The sequence below is a fragment of the Leptothoe sp. EHU-05/26/07-4 genome, from assembly GCF_043421015.1.
GTDB classification, from domain to species: domain Bacteria; phylum Cyanobacteriota; class Cyanobacteriia; order Phormidesmidales; family Phormidesmidaceae; genus Leptothoe; species Leptothoe turfae.
This window is the reverse complement of the sequence record NZ_JAXSQV010000004.1, coordinates 906,589-922,421: the sequence shown is the minus strand read 5'-3', so window position 1 is coordinate 922,421 and position 15,833 is coordinate 906,589. Positions and strand designations below refer to the sequence as shown.

General features: G+C 46.0%; 11 protein-coding genes and 1 pseudogene. 8 read left to right on the top strand and 4 right to left on the bottom strand.

Annotation, left to right across the window (positions count from 1 at the left end; all coding sequences use genetic code 11):
- The first annotated feature begins 63 nt into the window (after positions 1–63).
- Complete coding sequence (locus U2F10_RS16970; RefSeq protein ID WP_006515333.1) at positions 64–351, top strand: hypothetical protein; 288 nt, start codon at positions 64–66, stop codon at positions 349–351.
- 93 nt (positions 352–444) lie between these two features.
- On the opposite strand, the gene U2F10_RS16965 is transcribed toward U2F10_RS16970, so the two are convergent.
- The gene (locus tag U2F10_RS16965; protein WP_163698420.1) at positions 445–2,361 is read right to left on the bottom strand and encodes an ABC-F family ATP-binding cassette domain-containing protein; all 1,917 of its coding nucleotides are present in this window, start codon (positions 2,359–2,361) and stop codon (positions 445–447) included.
- A gap of 560 nt (positions 2,362–2,921) precedes the next feature.
- Here U2F10_RS16965 and U2F10_RS16960 point away from each other — a divergent pair.
- A complete protein-coding gene (locus U2F10_RS16960; RefSeq protein WP_250565085.1) occupies positions 2,922–4,826 on the top strand; it encodes a sensor histidine kinase in 1,905 nt (634 codons plus the stop codon).
- On the opposite strand, the gene U2F10_RS16955 is transcribed toward U2F10_RS16960, so the two are convergent.
- Positions 4,823–6,298, bottom strand: a complete 1,476-nt coding sequence (locus tag U2F10_RS16955; protein WP_163698424.1) for a DEAD/DEAH box helicase — start codon at positions 6,296–6,298, stop codon at positions 4,823–4,825. The two genes, U2F10_RS16960 and U2F10_RS16955, sit on opposite strands and share 4 nt — an antisense overlap.
- 266 nt (positions 6,299–6,564) lie before the next feature.
- Between U2F10_RS16955 and U2F10_RS16950 the strand changes: the two genes are divergently transcribed.
- Positions 6,565–6,735, top strand: coding sequence for a hypothetical protein (locus U2F10_RS16950; RefSeq protein ID WP_163698426.1), 171 nt, complete (start codon positions 6,565–6,567; stop codon positions 6,733–6,735).
- Between the two features lie 478 nt (positions 6,736–7,213).
- Here the strand turns inward: U2F10_RS16950 and nrdJ are convergent, their stop codons facing one another.
- Positions 7,214–9,391 (bottom strand): ribonucleoside-triphosphate reductase, adenosylcobalamin-dependent, encoded by a 2,178-nt coding sequence (gene nrdJ / locus U2F10_RS16945; protein ID WP_499872826.1) that lies wholly within the window; start codon positions 9,389–9,391, stop codon positions 7,214–7,216.
- Between the two features lie 724 nt (positions 9,392–10,115).
- Here nrdJ and hpsE point away from each other — a divergent pair.
- The 4 genes from hpsE (at position 10,116) to U2F10_RS16925 (ending at position 14,442) form a co-directional block, all read left to right on the top strand.
- The gene (gene hpsE / locus U2F10_RS16940; protein ID WP_163667858.1) at positions 10,116–11,132 is read left to right on the top strand and encodes a hormogonium polysaccharide biosynthesis glycosyltransferase HpsE; all 1,017 of its coding nucleotides are present in this window, start codon (positions 10,116–10,118) and stop codon (positions 11,130–11,132) included.
- Positions 11,133–11,199: 67 nt separating this feature from the next.
- Positions 11,200–12,213 (top strand): glycosyltransferase family 2 protein, encoded by a 1,014-nt coding sequence (locus U2F10_RS16935; RefSeq protein WP_163667856.1) that lies wholly within the window; start codon positions 11,200–11,202, stop codon positions 12,211–12,213.
- Between the two features lie 10 nt (positions 12,214–12,223).
- The gene (locus U2F10_RS16930) at positions 12,224–13,471 is read left to right on the top strand and encodes a glycosyltransferase family 4 protein (RefSeq protein WP_499872824.1); all 1,248 of its coding nucleotides are present in this window, start codon (positions 12,224–12,226) and stop codon (positions 13,469–13,471) included.
- A gap of 92 nt (positions 13,472–13,563) precedes the next feature.
- On the top strand, positions 13,564–14,442 hold the full coding sequence (locus tag U2F10_RS16925; protein WP_499872822.1) for a sulfotransferase family protein: 879 nt from the start codon (positions 13,564–13,566) through the stop codon (positions 14,440–14,442).
- Positions 14,443–14,594: 152 nt separating this feature from the next.
- Here the strand turns inward: U2F10_RS16925 and U2F10_RS16920 are convergent.
- Positions 14,595–14,704 (bottom strand): annotated as a pseudogene (locus U2F10_RS16920) (IS982 family transposase); the annotation flags it as partial.
- 95 nt (positions 14,705–14,799) lie between these two features.
- On the opposite strand from U2F10_RS16920, the gene U2F10_RS16915 reads away from it, so the two are divergent.
- On the top strand, positions 14,800–15,669 hold the full coding sequence (locus U2F10_RS16915; protein WP_499872820.1) for a sulfotransferase family protein: 870 nt from the start codon (positions 14,800–14,802) through the stop codon (positions 15,667–15,669).
- The last annotated feature ends 164 nt before the right edge of the window (positions 15,670–15,833 follow it).

The window sequence follows — 15,833 nt, the reverse complement described above, 5'->3', positions numbered from 1 at the left end:
CAACAGGAACGTAGGCGATTGAGAATTTTTCTCTTAGCGTAAGGATAAAGCAATTCGTATACTATGTTCACCAAATCTTACTATCTACTACGCTCCACCCACGACGGGCAATATCTCGCTGCGAAACCTCGCAATACTGAAACCTCAAAAGGGTTTTTGATGCTTTTTAACGCTGACTATGAAGCCCTTAGCTATGTTAATCAGCATGCAGCTGAAGTCGCTAATCGCTTTGCCGTCGAACCCATCAGTGGGCCACAGCTTAAGCAAATGATGGAGCGCTGGGGCTATGAGGGGGTAGGAGTCGTTAACGATCCGCTAGTGCCACAGGTAGAGTTTTTAAAACGTAGTTAAGTAAGTTTTGAGTTTAAGAGAATACATCAAGTTGCCTTAATAATTTTTAGGCAGTCCACCCAAAATAAGAACTTAAAACTTAAAACTCAAAACTTACTCCATTAGCTCCGCTAACTCCATCCACCGCTCTGTTGCCGTATCAATCTCCGTTGTCAGATCTGCCAATCGCTGAGACAGTACCTGCATTTCGTTGTAGTCGCTAGGTGGGTTAGTATACAGCTGGTTTTCTAGGGTTCCTTTTTCTGCTTCTAAAGTTGGAATTTTCTCTTCCAAAGAGGCATACTCACGCTTTTCTTTATAGGAGATTTTCTTGGGCTTTGATGAGGTTTGAGTTTTGGGTTTTGAATTTTGAGTTTTCTGTGGTTTGGCAGCAGCTTCCTGTTTAAGTTTCTTTTTCTGTTCAGCTTTCTCTTTATAGTCTAAATAGACTGAATAGTTTCCAGGATACTGCTTGAGATTACCTAACCCTTCAAACGAAAACACGTTTTCAACAGTACGATCGAGAAAATAACGATCATGAGAAACAACAATCACACAGCCGTTAAAGTCTTCTAGATAGTCTTCTAGAATGCCTAAGGTCTGCACGTCTAAATCATTGGTAGGCTCGTCCAGAATCAGTACATTAGGAGCCTGCATCAACACCCGCAACAAAAACAGACGTCGTCGCTCACCACCAGAAAGCTTATGGATCGGCGCATATTGCTGATCGGGCGGAAAGAGAAATCGTTCCAGCATTTTAGAAGCGGTAATCACCGTACCATCGGCAGTGGTTACCAGCTCAGCCACGTCCTTTAGATAATCGATCACCCGCTGGTCTTCATTAATGTTCACATCGTCGGAATACTGGTCAAAATAGCCGATGTGAATAGTAGAACCAATCTCAACGATGCCAGCATCAGGCTGCTCGCGCCCGGTGATAATATTCATCAACGTGGACTTGCCCACACCGTTGGGGCCAATGATGCCAATGCGATCTTCTGGGGTAAATAAATAAGAAAAGTCTTTGATCAGAATGCGGTCATCGTAGCCTTTGGTGACGTTTTCTAGCTCAATGACTTTTTTACCGATGCGGCGACCGGCAGTGGCAATCTCCACATTGCCCTGGACTTGCTTAAACTCAGCGTTTTGCATATCGCGGATGCGATCAATGCGGGCTTTTTGTTTAGTGCTACGGGCCTTGGCACCGCGCTGTAGCCACTTTAGCTCACGTCGGAGCACTCCAGCGTGCTTTTTCTGGCTGCTGGCGGCTGCATCTTCTTGAGCCGCTTTTTTCTCTAGGTAATAACTATAGTTGCCTGAGTAGGGATACAGCTCACCTCGATCAATTTCTAGAATGCGGTTGGTGACTCGATCCAGGAAATAGCGGTCGTGGGTAATCAGGAATAGGGCACCACGATAACGGCCTAGGTAGTCTTGGAGCCACTCTACCGACAGGGCATCAAGGTGATTGGTAGGCTCATCCATAAGAATAAGGTCGGGTTCGGAGAGGAGGGCGGTTGCGATCGCAATCCTTTTCCGATATCCCCCCGACAGCGTTCCAATCTTGACATTAAAATCCTCAATTCCCAGCTTGGTCAATATCACCTTCGCCTGAGTCTCTAGCTCCCACGCATTCGCCTGATCAATCTGCTGAGATACCCGTGATAGCATCGCCATCAGCTGGTTCGTATCTCCTGTCGCGTCCGCCAACCGAGCAGAAATCAGCTCATACTCCCGCACCAGCGCCATACTGTCACCGCTATCGGCAAACACCTGCTCCAGTACCGTCAGGTCTTCATCCAAGTCTGGCTGCTGGGGCAAATAGACAATTTTGCTGCTGGCATTCTTCCAAATTTCGCCGCTATCGATGGGTTCTATACCCGCGATCATCTTTAGCAGCGTTGACTTACCCGAACCGTTGGTGCCAATCAGCCCCACCCGGTCCCCTTCCTCAATACTAAAGCTGGCATCCCGAAGAATTTCCTTAATGCCAAAGTCCTTATTTATGTCCCGTAAAGCCAGCAGAGTCATTAGTCAACGCAGAACAACCGTAGCTAGTGTAACGTGGGTGACCGACCTATGATTCTGGACCAGCATCCCATTAATGGTGGCAGCTGGCTCAATGCCGCCATACCTTAACTCAACAATGCCCCACGCATACTGTCATAGTCACGGACCTCAATAGACATTAGACATTGTTATTGCGTTAAAGAAATAGATAATGGTGTCTTTTTTATTTTGATGTTATCCCATCTTTCCAAGACGAAAATCATCCAATAAAGTTGCCAATCAACTGAAGATTTTTCACAAACTTTAAACACCTGGGGTACTTGATGAATAGAGAATTGAAGACTCGTGGACCAGCCCAATTTATGACGGATTTGACTTCAGCATCTACGTATTATGAGCAAAACCTGGATGCGTTATACCTTGAAGGACAACAAATTTTAGGTAATAGCGACTATCTTCCAATCAACACCAATTAGTCTGGAATAATGTTTTAACCCATGGGCTTGCTGTACTTCAAAAGGTTGCTACTTAAATACCAGAGAGCATCACTACCACTAAAGATTAGCGTGCCTTTCATTGTGATGTTTCTAGGTTTCTGGGTAGTCAGCGTTGCTACAGTAGGAAAGTTTTTCTCACATAAGTTAGAACAAGATAAAAAGGAGCAGGCAGAAGAACTTGCTGCTTTGGTTGAGAGAGATATTTATCGAGAAATGGCTTCTCTACGGCAAGGGGCCCGTTTTTTATCCATTGAAGCCTTCATAACTCAGGCAATCATCAATCAAGATATCAATCAACTCCAGCAAACAATACTCCCCCTCGAAGGGATTTTAGAGACCGATATTACTAATATTATCGATCATAATAAAAGACAACTATTTCACGACAAAGATACTAAACTACAGAGTTTCAATCTTAACGACCAAGAGATCAATAACCTACTAATCAAAGGATCAGAGATTACTGATGTTGTCAGTAGCCATAATTTTGGACCTCCTGTTTTAATTGGTACTGCACCCATTAAAAATGATCAAGGGGTAATCGGCGGCGTTCTACTGGGTACAGCCCTTGATAGTGATTTTCTCAATCAAATTAATTTAACGATTCAAGAACAGATCATTGTTTTATCAGATGATGTAATTGTCGCCTCCACATTTTCATCTGACACTGTCCATTTAGATCAACTAAGTCTCGGTAATCTCCAGGATTGTATTACTATCGATCGTCAGAAATTCTTAGCGGAGTCTATTTCTCTGGCTAGCTTCGATGGTGAACAGTTTCAGCTAGTGCTACTGATTTCCCAACAGTCGTTAACTCAGGCAAAAGATGCACTTTGGTTTTTTATCGCCATTGTCACATTAGGTGGGTCATTTATTACCTCTATCCTTGGCTATTGGATTGCAAAAAGAATAGCCAGACCCATTCAAGATATTACTCTGATAGCACAACAAGTAGCCGGAGAAAGTCGCTTTGATTTACGGGCACCTGCCAGTACGCAAGACGATATTAGTATTTTAGCCCTGTCTGTCAATCAGCTGATTGAATGGGTTGGCCATTATACCTATGAACTAGAAGTAGCGGCCCAAACATTGGAAAGCAGAGTACAACAGCGAACAACAAAACTATCCAACACCTTAAAGGAGCTAAAAGCGACCCAAACCCAGCTGATTCAAACTGAAAAAATGTCTAGCCTTGGCCAGATGATCGCTGGCATTGCCCATGAAATCAATAATCCCATTAGTTTTGTTCAAGGTAACATCGAGCCTCTAAAGGAATATTTTGAGGATTTACTAGAGCTGATCAAAACTTACCAAACAGAGTATCCAGAACCGTCCTTAGCAATTCTTCAAAAGTTAGAAGAAATTGATTTTGACTTTTTATTAGAAGATTTGGATAAGCTCTTGGGTTCAATGAATGTGGGAACAGAACGAGTCCATGAAATTGTCCAGTCGTTACGCAATTTCTCCCGTCTGGATGAGGCCACGGTCAAAGATGTTAATATCCACGAGGGCATTGATAGCACATTACTTATCCTCAATCACCGCATCAAACACGAAGTCACCGTTGTAAAGAAATATGGTGAGCTACCCCTGGTGCGCTGTTATCCCGCTCAGCTTAATCAAGTATTTACTAACGTAATTGTCAATGCCTTAGATGCCATGTTTGAGGCTAATTGCGATCGCAAAAAGCTAAAAATCATCACCCGCAGGGTTGATAACAAGCATGTTCAAATTATTATCTGTGACCGAGGTCCCGGCATTCCCCGCGAGATCCGCAGAAAGATTTTCGACCCCTTTTTCACAACAAAACCAGTGGGTAAAGGGACAGGTCTAGGCTTAGGCATTTGTTTTAGGATTATTCAACAGCACCACGGCAAAATCCGAGTACGCTCTAAGGTAGGTAAAGGGACTGAGTTTCTTATCACCTTACCCATCGACGTATTACCCGCTGATCCAGCCATCGCCAAATCCGCCAGAGTCGCAAGTTAATAGGGTAGATCTTCAGACTGCCAATCCGGACTGGACTCCGCCACCAAGGGCAGCTGTCCAACATCTGTACGATACCCCTTATCCCGCTGATCTGGTTCTCGTTTACGTGGGGACTGTTTGCGTCGACGGGCAATATTCTCCTCCGTAGTCTCTTCTGCAATCACTTCATACAAGATCGCTAATTTATTCCCATCTCCCTTACGGAGCACACGACCTAAACGCTGAATATATTCCCGAGTAGAGCCACTGCCTGATAACAAAATTGCAATTCTCGCGTCAGGAACATCCACCCCTTCGTTGAGCACATGGGAAACAACAATGGTCTTATAGTCTCCTGTGCGAAAGCTTTGCAAAACCTCACGCCGCTCTTTTACCGGAGTTTGATGGGTAATGGCAGGGATCAAAAAATCTTGGGAGATTTTATACACTGTGGCATTGTCATTGGTGAAAATGATGGTGCGTTCAGGGTAATGCTGAGCCAACAGATCTTCTAATACCCTCAGTTTGCCAGCGGTGCCCAGGGCAATATTTTTAGCCTCGCGATGAGCCAGCATTGCCCGACGCCCCGTTTGCGAACGTGCACTGGCGGTGACAAATCGCTTCCATCCCTCAGGGCTGCCGAGCCAAATCCGAGACTGCTGCAAAAAGTCGTTGCGTCGTTGAATCAGCTCTGCATACCGCCGCCGCTCAATTTCTGACAAAGAGACTTTTAGCTGCACAATTTGATAGGGGGCTAACGCCTGACCAGACAATTCAGCCGCCGTTTTGTGATAGACAACTGGCCCCAGTAGCTGATCGAGATCGCTATGGCGTCCATCAGCCCGATCAGGGGTAGCGGTTAGCCCCAATCGGTAGGGTGCGATCGCATATTCAGCAATCACCCGATTAAAGTCACTGGGCAAATGGTGGCATTCATCGCACACCAATAGGCCATAGCGATTGCCCAAACTCTCTGCATGGATCGCCGCACTATCGTAGGTCGCCACTAAAATATCGGTGCGATCGCGACTGCCCCCACCCAACAAACCAATATCCGCATCGGGAAATGCCGTCTCTAAATGGGCATACCACTGATGCATCAAATCTAATGTGGGCACCGTAATCAAAGCACTGCGGGGAATAGCCTGTAGCGCTAATTGAGCCAGGTAAGTCTTACCCGCCGCTGTCGGCAAAACCACCACCCCTTGCCACCTGTTTTGCTGCCAAGCCTGGAGAGCTTCGCTTTGATGGGGATAAGGTTTAAACGTCAGACGAGGCGTTAGTTCCAAAGCGGTAAAGTCAGACGCCTGATCATTCACCTCCACCTGCTCACGACGCAGCGTCTCTAACAATGGGCGATAGCAGTGGGCCGGGATCCGAAACCGTTCAATGCGGTCATCCCACACGGCATGATCAATCCACCCCTTACCTCGCGGCGGCGGGTGCAAAATTAATGTGCCGCGATCAAACCGCAGCGTGGGTATACGCACCATACACAGAAAACATAAAAACGGGTTGCGTGAAGACCGCAACAACAACAGTAGCTAACTATACCAAGCTCAGTTATCTACCCTAGTTCCTGATTAAAGGAACGTTAAGTCTCCTACATTTTTTTGTCGACTACGTGTAATCACCGAGGTCGTTTATGGACATTTGGTGACAATTAAATCAACTATCCGAGAACCCATGCAGCTTTGCTCTGGAATCGATAGGTTCAAAACTGTATTTATCCGTAGCATTTACCAAGGAGAATCGTCATATGGATATGTCAATGATTCTAGGTTTGACTCTTGCCGGTTTAATTATGCTGCTCAATGGCAACAAACATCAGGGAAAAGAGTCCAAAACACGATCCGGTAACTCATCTGAGTTTATAGTCAGCGTTGGCGGCGACGGCGGCGTCTCCATCAGCCCTAAGAAAAAATCCTGAGACTTTAGAGACTAAGGTCCATGGGCTCACGTTTGTTTGTCAACCCCATGCAATGATCATCCGTCATTCTTAACCCGTTCTAATACCAATCGGAATTCAGTCACTCCGATTAATCAGGGACAATCCCGTAGGGGCAATCCCTTGTGGTTGCCCTTCGATATTGGGTGCAGATAACCAGGATGTTGTATAAGACCAAATCCGAATTCAGTCACTCCGATTAATCAGGGACAATCCCGTAGGGGCAATCCCTTGTGGTTGCCCTTCGATATTGGGTGCAGATAACCAGGATGTTGTATAAGACAACAATTCAAAATTAAATTAAACACCTGAGGGGGGATTCGCAAAATTGTGAATCCCCCCTCAGATGTAATTATCTAAAACCAGCGCAAGAGAACCCTGGTTTATAGAACAAACCCTAGTAAGGTGAGTGACTATTTAAGAAATCACCCCACTCTCCACTGTCTATTCCCCATTGCCCCTAGCCAGGCGTCTTCTCCGGCAACAGGCACTTATCAGAATCACAGCCTGCCGGACCAGCTTCAATCAGTTCACCCGCATCATAACGCTCTAACGCTGCATGGAAATTCTCGGTGGAACGACGGGCTAGAACCTCGTTACACAATTCCTCGTAGCGTGCTTTATCAATGGGTTCAAACGGCAAACGTGGGAATGTTTGCAGATCATCAAAGCGTGCCAGTAGGGCCGAAGAAATATAGCCTTCGTCATTTTGAATCGCCCGGTGAATGCGTTCTGCTAGAACCTCAATTTCATTTTCACGAAATTCGATAGTAGCCGAGGTATTATGCGCCGTATAGTGCCGCTGTACCTGCATGTAGAAATCAAACTGAGTCAGGGCAGAGAACTGCTCAATGGCAATCTGATCTGCCCCTGGCAAATTAGCCCAGGGCACCTCCACAGGCATTTCCACTAGCCACTCAGTACAGCGGGGATCAAAAGGATCGTTTAGCAGGTTGCCGTTCTCATCTTTATCAGACTGGGATGGCACCACCGCATAACCATAGTCAATACAAGCCAGGGCCACCGGATCATCCTTGCGGAAGGTAATGCGACGGATAAAGCGTTGGGACTTAGGTGGATGCCAACCAGAAGACGCACCGCTGAGGAGACTCTTCGTACCAGCAGGTTGCACAGTTGTGCAGCGGTTGGGACGCTTGATGTTATGGCGATCGCAATAGTCCCAAACCGTCCCATGGACAATGGCCTTCCAACGGCTTAGATACTCTTGCTCCTTGGCCTTAAACTGTAGTCCCTGCATGGTATCTGGGCGACCAGCTTCCCACCATTTCAGCCAGTCCACTCCAAAGGCCTGCACAAAGAAGTCAAATAGTCCGGTAAAGGACACGCCGACAATGGGATCATCCAACCGTGATTGCTGATAGCGGGGTTCAATAAACTGGTGATTGAGCAGAGCAGCAACTGCGATCGCACCGGCACGGAAGGCATCTTCCTGTTCTTGCAGGTTCTCTGGATCAATTTGGTTCAAGTGAATTTCCGCCAGATTGCAGTGGAAGTTCTGGCCCAAAATTTCACCGCAGGGGTTTAGGCCATAGCGCCCTTCGCCCTGGGCACGGCGTTCTGCTTCACCCGCCCACTGAATCGCCCCTTCACCGGAGTAAAACTGCTTACGCACCGCATTGGTCATTTCCTCCAAGGATGGCTTGGTGTGGAACACCCGCGTGTGGTTAGCCATACGCAGCGCATCACGCTCAGGGTCAATTCGCCAGTTGCCGTCAGCATCCTGTTGCCACAGATTATCTTTAGCCGCCGCCGCTTGCTCATCATGGCTGTCAAACTGACGCATCCCCGCCGACCGCCGGATATTACCAGCCACCACACAGGCCGCAGCTTCATCAATTAACAGACAGCACTCCACAGAGTTGAGCTTACGGCCAATGGCTTTATTTAAAATTGTGGCGCAGCGATTGTATAGCCCCGGCAGCTTCACCGGATTGGCCATGCCGCCAAATCCCTTCAACTTTTCCCCCGCAGGACGCACATCACTCAGATTAACGATAACGTCTACATCCCCTGTGAAATCATCACGGCTGGAAAGCTCTAAAATCGTCTGATACGACATCACCCAGCCATTACGACTATCACCAACACGGATCTCAACACGGTTGCCATCCACCACGACATCCGTTTCTTCACGACGCTGAGCCACAGGCGTAGCCCCCACATCGCCAGCCATGGTCACCGTTAACCGATTACGAATCACTGGCAGCTGATCGATGTATTTAGGCTCTAGCATCGCACCGGTGCCACAGCCCATCATCGCTAAATCCATCATCAGACCAAAGGCACGCCAGTCCACCACATTGGTGCTGGTACAGTTATAGGCCCCAGAGAAATTTTTCTGCTGCCTACTCCACTCAGTCCCCCCGACCCAGAGCCAACGACCCGACGGCAGCGCCTTTAATTCCCGCTGCATTCGCTGCACCAGGGCCTTTTCGTCCGCCGTCAGCTTACCCAGTTCCACCAGACCGCCTAGGGTGCGATCGCAAACGTCATACCAAGATTCCCGCTGTCCATCGTCCAAACGACGGCTATAGGTACGATAAAAAACTGGATAGGCCGCTGGCGCAGTTCCAGGGAAAGGCGTTTTTGTACGTAGTCGTTCTAACTCTTGAACCATTCGTCTGGACTTCCTTACGAATCTAAGGGTGTGAGTGAAATAGGGTCGTTAACGATGGGGATATACATCAAACCTTGGGAAACAGCACATGTAGCGCCAATGATGTCCCCAATACTTGTTAACACTCTAAATGTGCTATGGCACATGGAAATAAAGCCTAACACCACCATCAAAAAAAATCTAGCGTCTTGCCTTTAGGGCGAACGCTAGATGTAGCGATCAGTAAATTTTTTATCCATTACGTGAACTAAAACCCCTAAACAGCCGTCAATCCTAACTAACGAACTAATCGACGATTTAGCAAGATGACGTAAGGGGAGACGATATACCGTTGTCAGGCTATATTAATTGCAAGACCCAGGGGTATTTACATCCACATCCAAGCAACGTTCAAGGCCTGATTCCATTGGATCAAGGCTATTTTTTAAAGCTCAGTTTTAGGGTTGTGAGCCAGGTGCGATTTAAAAAGTGGTCAAATTACTAAAGTTATTAAATAGGTTGACCGGTAAGCTGCAATGTGAGGGTAGCCATATATAGAGGACCTAAAGAATATATGGTTATAGATACTCTAATTGGCACTGGGCTTACATAATGCTCCATATAGCATTCTCGTGGTGTTTGGTAAAGATTTCCTGTCTTAACGATTAACTCAATTCCTTTTACGGGTTTTTCCGAAGTTAGTTCTACTTCCCTGTATCCAATGCTGTGAATCAACCCATTGACCATGAGCCATTCAGTAGTGTTGTCCTCTCCATTAACAGAGACAGTGCAGCGGCCATGTGACTTCACGATTGCTATTTGCACCTATAACGGTGCCCAGCGTATTCCGGCTGTTCTCGATCGACTACAGCAGCAGCTTAATACTCAAATACTGCGCTGGGAAGTTTTTGTAATCGACAACAACAGCAGCGATTCTACAGCTGCAGTCGTCCAGGAATACCAGCAGAAGTGGTCGTCTGACATTCCGTTGCGGTATTTATTTGAGGGTCGTCAAGGGGCCGCTTACGCTCGCCAGCTAGCCATGGAAACGGCTAAGAGCGAGCTTGTCGGTTTTTTAGATGACGATAATTTACCGGCTGATAACTGGGTAGCAACGGCCTATAAGTTTGGCCAGCAGCACCCACATGTTGGGGCCTACGGCAGTCAAATCTATGGCCAGTTTGAAGGCACGCTCCCCGATGACTTTCATCGGATCCAGTCATTCTTCGCCCTAACTCAGCGAGGTGATGAAGCCCATGTTTATCAGCCTCGCCAGCGAGTCTTGCCACCCTCCGCAGGTCTAGTGGTGCGGCGGCAGGCTTGGTTGAAAAACGTCCCCCGTCAACTCATTTTGACCGGGCGTCATGACGAACAAATGCTCACGGGCGAAGATTTAGAAGCCATCGCCCACATCCGCAGAGGTAACTGGGAAATTTGGCACAACCCCGACATGAAGGTTTGGCATCAGATCCCAGCCCGTCGTTTGCAGCGCAGTTATCTGCTGCCATTTTTCCGAGGCATTGGCCTCAGCCGCCACGTGACTCGCATGCTCAACATGCCCTCCTGGCAGCGTCCCTTTATGTTTTGGGTGTTTATAGCCAGCGATTTGCTTAAAGCCCTACACCATGTGGTGACTTACCGCACACTACTCCAAACCAAGGTTGTCCCGGCATGTGAGCTAGAATTCTATCTTTGCAGCTTGGTCAGCCCACTTTATATCTGGCGTTTACTATTGCTTAGGTTTCTAAAAAATAAATCTTGAGATATCAATTATCTCAACTACTTTGGGAATATAGAACCGTAGGGACTGCATAATTCTGCGCCTCCTGATGTCAGCCCTCCAAGGCTATGTTTATTTGATACCTATGACCTGTGTCAGTGCTGCACTCATCCTGCCCGTTCGAAATCGTCAAGCCTATACATCAGCCATTTTGCATCAGCTGAGGGCTCAAATTTCTGCGTCCTCAGGTGCACATACCATCGAAGTGATAGTGGTGGATGATGGGTCTACCGATGGGACACCTGAGTTGATTCGCCAAACCTTTACAGCAGTTCACTTACTACAAGGGGATGGCGAGCTTTGGTGGACGGGTGCGATCGCAACCGGCATGAACTTTGCCCAGCAGCAACTGCAAACAGACTATGTCGTTTGGCTTAACGACGACATCACGTTAGCAGACGACTTTATATCCCAACTAATCCAGGTATGTCAGAAAAATTTAAATAAAAAAGTAATCACCGGCGGCATCGTATGTGCTCAATCTCACCCAGACTGGATTGTATTTGGCGGGGTGATTGCCAGCCAACCCATTAATAACCTGGAGCAATTTAGCGATAGTCCAATAATTCCAGTAGATACCTTAAACGGCAACATTGCCGTCATACCCACTGCATTGATAGCAGACATTGACCTCCCCAATGCCAAACGATTTCGCCACTACGGCGGTGATTACGAATATATCTGCAGAGCGAAGGAAGCAGGGTACAAAGTGCAACTGTCCAATCAACTAAACGCAAGCACTGATTGGCAAACCAGTGACGTCATTCGCTACATGCCCCTGTGGATTCAATGGTATATCAGCCAAACCTTTACGGATAAGCTCAAGGTTCTCCAAAGCTTAACTAATCGAAAATCGCCCCATAACGTCGAGCACATGGTTAACAGCATCCATCGGCAGTCTAACCATGTACCCCGCTGGATCTACCTTATTTTTCATCTCAAAAAACTCATAAAACTCGTTAGTAGCGCCCTCATTCCCGCATCGTTACGCCACAAACATGTTCAAGCTTATTTCCAAAAACATAACGTGCCCTCCGACGTTGTGCAATCTGTCTTGCAATAGCTGAGTTTCGATGAAAATATTACATCTCAGCACATCAGATGCGAATGGCGGAGCGGCTCGGGGTGCCTATTGGATGCATACGGCCCTCAAACGAGCTGGCGTCGATTCCCACATGCTCGTGGCCGAAAAATATACTGATGACTCAACAGTAATTGGCCCAAGTGGCATTACAGGAGGACAAAAAATTCTTAACGGTATTCGTCAAACCGTCGAATACTGGCCCTTAAAACGTTATCCCCACAAATTACCGGGCCTCTTTTCCCCGGCTATTTACCCCAATCCAGTTATCAAACAAATCCAACAAATTAAGCCAGACATCATTAATTTACACTGGGTTGGGTTAGGGCTGCTCAGGCCAGAACAACTCAAAACATTTACCCAGCCCATCGTCTGGACATTACGGGATATGTGGAGCTTTACCGGAGGTTGCTGCTACACCCAAGGCTGTACTCGATATCAACAGCAATGTGGCCGCTGTCCTATGCTGGGCTCCACTCAAGAAAAAGACTTATCTAGAAAAGTTTGGCAACGCAAATATCATGCCTGGCAAAACCTGAATCTAACCTTAGTACCCATTAGCCAATGGGTAGCTGACTGCGCCAGCAAAAGCGCTCTATTAAACCAGTATCCTGCCCAAGTCATCCCCAATGCCGTAGATACTGATATTTTTCGTCCTATTGACAAAAATATCGCCCGTGACATTCTGAAACTGCCTCAACAGGATAAACTCATCCTTTTTGGTGCGTTAAGTGCAACCACTGATAAGCGCAAAGGCTTTGACCATTTAAGAGCTGCTCTAAATACACTAAAAAGTAACAATACCTTGCCTCTGCGAGCTGTCATCTTTGGTGCGAACAAAATATCACCATCAATGAAACTCAATATCCCTCACACTATGCTGGGACGCCTAAACGACAATGTCACACTGGCACTCGCCTATTCAGCCGCTGATGTGATGGTAGTCCCTTCTGTTCAAGAAGCCTTTGGTAAAACCGCCATTGAAGCCATGGCCTGCGGCACACCAGTGGTATCCTTTGATGCCACTGGCTTACGCGATATTGTTGAACATCAAAAGAATGGTTATCGTGCCGCATGCTTTAGTGCTGAAGACTTAGCTAAAGGTATTGAATGGACTCTTGAAAATACCGAGCGTCTACAACAACTCTCTCAACAATCTCGACAAACTGTAATTACAAAGTTTTCATTTGAAGTCCAATCAGCATCCTATAAGCAACTTTACCAAGAACTATTGCAATAAATTTGAGAAATCACCTTTGCACTAATTAACCACTATTAATAAAGTCACCTAGTTAATAAAACCACCTATTAATTTTTATCTGTGTTCCTCATATGATGACTCAAAAGCACAAGCACCCATATACAGCATCTCCTATCTTTATTGTTGGCTGTGCTCGCTCGGGCACCACTCTTCTGCAAAGCCTGCTAGCCAGTCATCCCGATATTGCTTCATTCCCAGAGTCCAAATTTTTTGTAGATCTTGTTTGGATGCCAGAAGAACGCTCACGTCGCTATGCCTTAGGTCTAGTTTCTAAGGAAATGCGCAACACAATGGAATCGTTTTTGCATGAAGTTGGGCATCCAGAACTCACCCATAAACTTCCGCGTTTACCCCTCATTCAGGCCTACGTTCGTAGCTTTAAAGAAATAATGGGCGAATTGACCCATCTACAGAAAAAATCTATCTGGCTAGAAAAAACCCCTGAACATTTACACCGACTGAAATATATCGAGCACTACATGCCAGAGGCCAAAGTGATCCACATTGTTAGAAGCGGCATGGATGTCATTGCTTCTATATATGACCTAGCTCAGCGTCATCCCAACCATTGGGGACGCACCTTTAAAACCCTGGATAATTGTATTCAACGTTGGACTGAGGACATTGCCATCACGCATCAGTACCTGGATAAGCCTAACCATACCTTGATTCACTATGAACAGATGGTTAGCCATCCAACAGATGAAGTCAAACGCCTCTGTAATTTTATTGGTGTCCCCTTTGATGATCACATGCTCGAAAACTATCGGAATACATCGAGCCAATTAATCCGATCTCGCGAAACGTGGAAAGCCTCAACTCAAAAAAATATACAGAATACAAATTCTCAGAAATTTTTATCAGTGTTTACCAGGGAACAGCAAAATCACGTTAAGAGCCTGGTGAAACAAGTCAATTTGCCAGTTTTACCAACACAAACATTGGCCTAAGGCTATTGGTCCGTCAGAACGTCATTACGGAATAAGCCTCAGACAGCAGGCTTACTCCAGATTAAGTGCTGGCTTTTGAGGCTGATGACAGGATGCAACTGCTGATGGAAGCTCACTAGAATTTTCATGGTTTCACTTAAGCTCATCGACTATCGCCGATGGCGATGGCTCAACCTATTGCCAATAAGCATGGCTTGCCATTGAGGCTCAAAGATTTGGCAAAATCATCCATCGGGTAGAACAGCTCTTCTAAACTGGATATAGGAGGAGCTAACTGTATGGTTTATTTTTGGTATTTCCAGCTTGCTCACCTCCTCCATTTCTTATCCCGTACTGAGGTTAATAGAAGCAAAAACTATGTCAGGCACTTTACACAGACTGAATGGAATTGCTTCGCGCTATCTAGACAAGGCATCTCGCCCATTTATTTGGCAAGCACGGTACGCAACATCACGTCATAGAGCCTTACCAAGTTTTGTAATTATTGGAGCCCAAAAAGCTGGAACAACCAGCCTATATCATTACTTAACCGAGCACCCCCAGTTATGGCCTGCTTATATTAAGGAAGTTCATTTCTTTGATGGTGGATTAGCACCCAAGATTGACACTTTCACCAAAGGAGAAAAATGGTATCGGGCACATTTTCCACTTAAAGCCCAGATACAACCAAGGGAACATACCTTTGAAGCTTCACCGCTTTATATGTTTAATCCTTTAGCAGCCAAGCGAATGTTTAACCTAATGCCTGGGGCTAAAATTATCACCATTTTACGTAATCCTACTGAGCGCGCTATCTCTCATTATTTCCATGAAAAGCGCTACGGACGTGAACCACTAAATATTGTTGAAGCAATAGCAGCTGAGGAAAAACGACTCGCACCAGCATGGGCTAACCATGATTATAAGAATGATTTTTTTATCCATCTGTCTTACAAGAGCCGTGGTCGTTATGCAGAACAACTCAAGAGATTTCTAGAGTACTTTCCTAGGAAAAACGTATTAATCCTAAGCTCTGAACAACTATTTCAAAACCCAGCATCTGTTCTACATCAGGTTTGTCAATTCATTGATATTGATACAGATTATAAATTCAAAAAATTGAGGCCTCGTAACATTGCATCTAATCGAGTCAACATTAGGCCCTCAGTTTATGAGTCCTTAAATTGTTATTTTGCTCCTTACAATCAAGAACTGTACAAATTAACGGACAGGTATTTTAACTGGTAAACCGAAACACTACTAATTTGCCAACTTAAAGTTTTTTCTATTTCCACCCAAATAGCATTTGGAAGGAATTCAACGTCTCGAAACACAATAGCTAACGCGTAACGCACTTACCCCTAATTTTTATAAAAGGTGTAGGGGAAACCGAACTACATTAGCGGAAATCT